8 protein-coding genes are annotated in these 6,000 nt (G+C 36.1%); 6 read left to right on the top strand and 2 right to left on the bottom strand.

What is annotated here, in order from left to right; genetic code table 11:
- The first annotated feature begins 226 nt into the window (after window positions 1-226).
- A complete protein-coding gene (locus BLE01S_RS19990) occupies window positions 227-1,063 on the top strand; it encodes a metallophosphoesterase (protein WP_066146756.1) in 837 nt (278 codons plus the stop codon).
- Between the two features lie 35 nt (window positions 1,064-1,098).
- On the opposite strand, the gene BLE01S_RS19985 is transcribed toward BLE01S_RS19990, so the two are convergent.
- The gene (locus BLE01S_RS19985) at window positions 1,099-1,737 is read right to left on the bottom strand and encodes an SDR family oxidoreductase (RefSeq protein WP_066146753.1); all 639 of its coding nucleotides are present in this window, start codon (window positions 1,735-1,737) and stop codon (window positions 1,099-1,101) included.
- Between the two features lie 295 nt (window positions 1,738-2,032).
- On the opposite strand from BLE01S_RS19985, the gene BLE01S_RS19980 reads away from it, so the two are divergent.
- The 3 genes from BLE01S_RS19980 to BLE01S_RS19970 all read left to right on the top strand — a co-directional run bounded on the left by BLE01S_RS19980 (window position 2,033) and on the right by BLE01S_RS19970 (window position 4,136).
- The gene (locus tag BLE01S_RS19980; RefSeq protein ID WP_066146750.1) at window positions 2,033-2,542 is read left to right on the top strand and encodes a MerR family transcriptional regulator; all 510 of its coding nucleotides are present in this window, start codon (window positions 2,033-2,035) and stop codon (window positions 2,540-2,542) included.
- Between the two features lie 110 nt (window positions 2,543-2,652).
- Complete coding sequence (locus tag BLE01S_RS19975; protein WP_066146748.1) at window positions 2,653-3,033, top strand: GntR family transcriptional regulator; 381 nt, start codon at window positions 2,653-2,655, stop codon at window positions 3,031-3,033.
- 11 nt (window positions 3,034-3,044) lie between these two features.
- Window positions 3,045-4,136 (top strand): DUF1648 domain-containing protein, encoded by a 1,092-nt coding sequence (locus tag BLE01S_RS19970; RefSeq protein ID WP_066146745.1) that lies wholly within the window; start codon window positions 3,045-3,047, stop codon window positions 4,134-4,136.
- A gap of 269 nt (window positions 4,137-4,405) precedes the next feature.
- Here the strand turns inward: BLE01S_RS19970 and BLE01S_RS19965 are convergent, their stop codons facing one another.
- A complete protein-coding gene (locus tag BLE01S_RS19965) occupies window positions 4,406-4,906 on the bottom strand; it encodes an LURP-one-related/scramblase family protein (protein ID WP_066146742.1) in 501 nt (166 codons plus the stop codon).
- A 170-nt stretch (window positions 4,907-5,076) separates the two neighbouring features.
- On the opposite strand from BLE01S_RS19965, the gene BLE01S_RS19960 reads away from it, so the two are divergent.
- On the top strand, window positions 5,077-5,277 hold the full coding sequence (locus BLE01S_RS19960) for a CsbD family protein (RefSeq protein ID WP_066146739.1): 201 nt from the start codon (window positions 5,077-5,079) through the stop codon (window positions 5,275-5,277).
- A 323-nt stretch (window positions 5,278-5,600) separates the two neighbouring features.
- Entirely contained in the window at window positions 5,601-5,783 is a 183-nt protein-coding gene (locus tag BLE01S_RS21340) for an Lmo0850 family protein (protein WP_326255788.1), read from the top strand.
- Window positions 5,784-6,000 lie beyond the last annotated feature (217 nt).

Below are 6,000 nucleotides of genomic sequence, written 5' to 3'. Positions count from 1 at the left end.
CTGGGCGCTACAGCTAGACAAAAAAGAAAAGCGAAAGCGCCTGTTAAGCGACGTACAAACTGCGCCCACAGGATGTGGGTGCGTCGACGTTGCCACAGGACGTGGCGGTTTTAGCCGAGGACCCTTGTTGTTTTCTGACGAGATAAAGGAAACACGGTAAGCCTGGAAGGCGAACCGATGGTTAAAAAACACGCGCTTTAGCTAAACAAAGGGAAAGGATTCTTCAATGAAGCGTAAATTGTTCATCTTCATTCTGCTGATCGCGGGTATCTGGATTTTTCTATATGTAAATAACACATGGTTACAAACAACCTCTTATACTATCCAATCAAACCGTATTCCAAAGGCATTTGATAATCTTACTATTGTTCAGCTTTCCGATTTGCATGATGCAACATTTGGTGAAAAGCAAACAGATCTTGCGAATAAAGTAAAAAAGCTTAAACCAGATTTAATTTTTTTAACGGGGGACTTAGTCGATAGTAATCGATATAATTTAACGAACAGTATACATCTTGTTGAACAACTTGTTGCTATCGCGGATGTATACTACGTAACAGGAAATCATGAAGTGGCAGTGAATCAAGTAGATGAAATCAAGGATGCATTACATTCTCTAGGCGTGAAGTCGTTAACGAACGAGGCGAAAATGATTACACATAATGGAGAGGAAATCTCGATAATCGGTATTAATGATCCGTTGATGAATGGATTAGGAGATACAGAGACAACGATTGGTGATTTTATGGATGAGGCCTTAGCGAATGTGCCTCAAGATACATATAAGCTGCTCCTTTCTCATCGACCGGAAGCATTTGACATGTATGTTAAAAAAGAAGTAGATCTTGTGTTCACAGGTCATGCTCATGGTGGCCAATTCCGATTACCTGGAATTGGCGGTTTAGTTGCACCAGGCCAAGGATGGTTTCCGGCCTACACTGCGGGTAGTCATGAGAGAGGAATAACGACCATGTTAGTGAATAGAGGATTAGGAAATAGTCTAATTCCATTTAGAATATTGAATCGGCCAGAAATTATTATTGTCACATTAAAAAGTACCTAAGATGAGATGTAGCCAGTCAGTGGACTGGCTACATCTTAAAATATATCTAATGCTTGTTCTATCTTTTTATCTCCAGAAAGAATTTCGAAAACTTTATTATGAGTATTTTCAATATCGAGTGTTGCCGCTAGGACGTGAGCGACATCTGCCCGCGGTATGGCGCGATCTTCCAATAATTCAATTTTAGTAGCTAATTCGATCTTACCTGTTGGAGCATCATGAGAAAGTAGACCTGGCCTAACGATTGTATAAGTCAAGCCACTGTTTTTTAAATAGTCATCTGCTATTTGTTTTGCAGCCAAATAATGTTCTATTGGCCCTTGAGGCTCATCTGCTCCCATCGCGCTGAGCATGACAAAATGTTTCACACCACTTCTAAATGCTGCGTCTACGAGTTTTTTTGCTCCTTCTTGGTCAACGGCAATCGTTTTATCAGGACCTGTTTTAGAGCCTGATCCTGCCGCAAAAATCACAGCATCCATTCCCTTAGTAAGCTCTATTTGAAAATCTTCAAGATCAGCTACAATTACTTCCGCAGCCCCAAGCTTCCGCAGTTCTTTTGCTTGATCTTCATCGCGTACCAAAGCATACGGATGGTGATCACTATGATTGGCCAAATGTTCGATTAAAAGGCGGCCCGTATGTCCATTTGCCCCAGCTACTAAAACTTTCATTTTATCAACGCTCCTTTAAAATCACTTCCTTTTATAATTTCCGCAAACACCATCAGATAAACATTATATGAAGATATCGTCAATATACAGTCTATTTCCTATTTTTTTAAAAAAATATGTGAGCTAACCTTCTGTGAGGAGAAAAAAAGTTTCCCTACAGCAATTGAGTGAAAGATGGACTCGAAATTTGTTTTTTAATATGACAAAACCTCCCGTTAATCTACAGTTTTAGAGAAAGGACAAGCGCTATCGCTTGTAGAATATAATAAATAACGAAGATGCAGGAGGGGATTTTATGGAACAACATATTTTTTCATCTGAGGCAGCGAAGCGTGTTGGAATTGGGGTGAGTACCCTTAGAAATTATGCCGCTGTATTGGAAGGCAAAGGATATCGTTTTGAACGGGGTACAAATAACGGACGGATTTTTCATGGGAAAGATATTCAACTAATTACTGCATTAATAGAAAAAATCACGAAGGAAAGTATGACAATTGAATATGCCGCTGAAATTATATTGAGTGAAACGGGAATGGAAATAGAGCAAATAGTTCATCCAGATCAAGAAAGAGAAGATGAGTTAGCGAAATTGCATGAACAAATTAGACAATTAGAAGAGCGCCAATCAAAGTTCAGTGATATAAACAATAAATTAATGCTTAGAGTGGAACGTTTAACAGAAAAAATAGAAGAACGGGAGAGAGATCAAGCGCTGTTTCAGAGACTTGAAAATTCTCGTAACAAGAAAAAAAGAAATGGGATAGCCTTTTTACGACCTTTAACGACCTTAGCAGGAAAAAGATAAATAGTCTTATGGGTGAACAGATAATTGTTCGCTCATTTTTATTGCCAAATTAAAATGTTTGTTATAGTATATATATAACAGGTGTGGAGTTAAGAAAGTGGGTGAATTTCGTGATATTAGCGCTTGATCTACAATCAGAAACACCAATTTATATGCAATTACGTAATAAAATTATAGAAGGTATTGCATCAAAGGAGTTGGAACTTGGAGAGGCACTCCCTTCTGTAAGGTCCATGGCAGCTGACCTTGGAGTAAATATGCACACGATAAATAAAGCATATCAACTTTTAAAACAAGATGGATATATATTAATACACAGACAAAAAGGGGTCGTGATTAACCCGGATGGAATGCCAGCAATTGATGAATTGTATACTGCAAATTTGCGAGAACAATTACGCCCATTCATCAGTGAAGCGGTTTGTAGAGGGATGGAAGAAAGGGAATTTCAATTACTTTGTAAAGAGATATTTACTGACATTAAAAGTTAGGGGTGTTGTTTATGATGATATACCTTATGATTTTATTGACCTTTTTACCGACAGTGTTGATAATGGCAATTACTCCATATATCACGCGAAGAACTGAGAGTTTTGGCGTATCTATTCCAGAGGAAGTATACGGGACCAATGAGTTGGTGGAGCTTCGTAAGAAATATGCTATCAAGACTAGTGTTGTTGGGATAATATTACTTGCTATTATCTTATTTGCAGGACAACTTTTTAGTGAAAATGCGTGGATGACTATTTTTATAATTGGAATTTTCCTGTTTATCATTGGTTCTTTTCTCATTTATTATCAAAATCATAAGACAATGAAGAAAATGAAAGTAGCAAGTAATTGGGAGCAAGCCAAAATGGTAACAACTATCATTGATACTAAATTTAGAAATAGAAAACTAATTTACTCTAACGGTTGGTTTATTATTGCCTTATTTATGACTGTAGTTACGATCGGGTTGACTGTGGTTTATTATGATCGAATCCCAGATCAAATACCGATGCAATATGGAATAAATGGTGAAGTAACAAACTGGGCAACAAAAACATATGGAAGTGTGTTTTCGATGTCGCTTATACAAATGTTTATGCTTGGAATGTTCGTATTCTTAAACGCAATGATTGGCAGTAGTCGCCAACAGGTCGATGCATCTAATCCAGAGAAGTCAATAAAACAAAATGTAATTTTTAGACGTAGATGGTCACTCTTTTTTATCGTAACTGGATCAGTTTTAGTCCTTTTATTTTCGGTTATTCAACTATCCTTTATATTTCCAATGGATGTTCAGTTTTTGATTTATGTTTCGCTCATAATAACGGGAATGATTGTGATAGGCGCAATTATCCTATCTATTATTACTGGTCAGGGTGGTAGCAGATTAAAAACGACGACTGGAAAAGAAGGGCAAATGATTAATCGAGATGAAGATCAGTTTTGGAAACTAGGAATTTTCTATTTTAATAGTGCTGATCCCGCAATATGGGTTGAAAAAAGATTTGGAGTTGGCTGGACAGTTAATATGGCTAAACCACAAGCTTGGATTGCTCTTCTAATTATTTTATTTATACCTATTTTAATTGCATTGCTTACGTGACATTCATCTAGATAAGGGAAATAGGCTGTCGTGAAAGTCACGACAGTCAATTTGATATTTAATCGAATGAAAGGATTAGGATTTAAAAAGTAAAATGGATGACTGTCAGTATCTGGACTACAACAGTCAGCAAGTTGCTGGCCACGGCTTGTAAAAACAATCTATTGGACAGTATTCTTTACCATGACGACCAGTAAGCGGCTATAATCGCGAGTAAAGGATGTTTTCTTTGTAAATGTTCAGCTCTCTTAGTTAGATGGATTTTTCTATCAGTGACCGCTATTCGCAGCAGTTGCATTTCGTTTAGTGATCATATGTATACCCATCACGATAGTAATCAATTCTGCATTGGTAAACCGTTTAGAATGGTTTATTAGCTGGAAGGAAGAAGATTGAAAGAAACCACTAACCTTTTGAAAGTCAGCTATCACTTCGTCTGATTGATACAAATGATATTCTTTTGAAAATGCTTCAGACTCAATTGATACCAGACCATACTTATAAGATGTGTACGCGAAGGCCTTTTTTAAGAAAGTAAACTTTTGTTTTAATTCACCAATTTCTTCTCCGTTTTTGCTAATGACCCATTTATTAGAAAAGGTTTTGAACTTTCCTTCACAAATTTGATTGCCCTCTAAATCTAAGATAGCTAAATTAGATGTAAATGCTGATTTTAAATCAAGGTTGCCGATCGCTACTTTCTCATCACTATAAATAGTAGTGATGCCTGATGAGAATAAATTATCAGTAAAATAAATTGTCTCAGACATTGTACGAACCCCTTTCTGCTATATATCAAATACGGAATAGAATAGTAAAAGGTTTCAATTGCTAAAGGGAGAAGTTCATTCGATCATAAAAATGTTTCATATAAAGCATTAAAGGGAAAACAAAGTATAGAAGAGAAGAGTTTTCTTCTATTACAGAGGAGGCAATGCAAATGAGTAACGATCATGGAGAAAAAGAAAAATTAAAAGGTACTTGGGATAAAGTAAAGGGAGAAGCAAAAGATAATATTGGTGATTTAACAGATAATGAAAGAATGCAGGCAGAAGGTAAATGGGACAAGGCAAAAGGGGAAGCGAAAAAGAAATATGGAGAAGCAAAGGATAAAGTGTCTGATGCATTGGAAAGAGAATAATAAACTAGAAAAGTCGTCCAGCTGGACGACTTTTTTGTTGTTAGCAAATGATAAAACATTATTGTTTATATAACTTTTAAGATGGAATTCTTCTTCCGATCTTGATACATCGATATCTTTTATGGACGTAGTTTGCCAATGGATGCTTACATAATTGTTCTTGAATTCGATATGAAAATACATATAATTATTTTTTTTATAGAAATGTGGTTAGTGAGGTGGATTTTGGGTATAGTAAATACGAGATAAGCTAAAAAGTTGACAAATTAATTACTTATTTGAAAAAGCAATATACACCGAATAGTAATTAAGGTAAAATATGATTGAGATGTCAAATCTTAAAGAGGTGGTCTTTCTTGCAAAGAGATCATGATCAACTAAAGAAAGTAATAACTAGTCTGACGGAGATAGGAGTCAAGATTTCAAAAACGAAATCCCGACTTGAATTAATCAAGGTGCTCGAGGATGTTAAACCTGTCCAAAAGTATTCGGAACTTCACTCTTAATGGCAAACAATCCAGGTATGCATGATGCGTGCCTGGATTGTTTTTTTAGGCTAATTTTTAATTTTTTCTATAGCTTAAGGCTGTAAGAAATCGAGGGTATCATGTCAGATCGCTCCACTTCTTTACGCTTCAAATAGATAATTCCGCATTATTTCTTGGGAAATAATGCGGAATTTAAATGAATCTTGAAGATTTTCGAAGTTGAATGATCCTATTG

Origin of the sequence: Lederbergia lenta NBRC 16444 (genome assembly GCF_001591545.1) — a bacterium.
Taxonomy (GTDB): domain Bacteria; phylum Bacillota; class Bacilli; order Bacillales; family Bacillaceae_C; genus Lederbergia; species Lederbergia lenta.
This window is presented reverse-complemented; position numbering and strand designations above follow the sequence as displayed.

Bases quoted from the DNA above. Each gene is read 5' to 3' on its own strand.
- BLE01S_RS19960 (WP_066146739.1), top strand. From the start codon at position 5,077: ATGAGTAACGATCATGGAGAAAAAGAAAAATTAAAAGGTACTTGGGAT.
- BLE01S_RS19970 (WP_066146745.1), top strand. From the start codon at position 3,045: ATGATGATATACCTTATGATTTTATTGACCTTTTTACCGACAGTGTTG.
- BLE01S_RS19980 (WP_066146750.1), top strand. From the start codon at position 2,033: ATGGAACAACATATTTTTTCATCTGAGGCAGCGAAGCGTGTTGGAATT.
- BLE01S_RS19965 (WP_066146742.1), bottom strand. From the start codon at position 4,906: ATGTCTGAGACAATTTATTTTACTGATAATTTATTCTCATCAGGCATC.
- BLE01S_RS19985 (WP_066146753.1), bottom strand. From the start codon at position 1,737: ATGAAAGTTTTAGTAGCTGGGGCAAATGGACATACGGGCCGCCTTTTA.
- BLE01S_RS19990 (WP_066146756.1), top strand. From the start codon at position 227: ATGAAGCGTAAATTGTTCATCTTCATTCTGCTGATCGCGGGTATCTGG.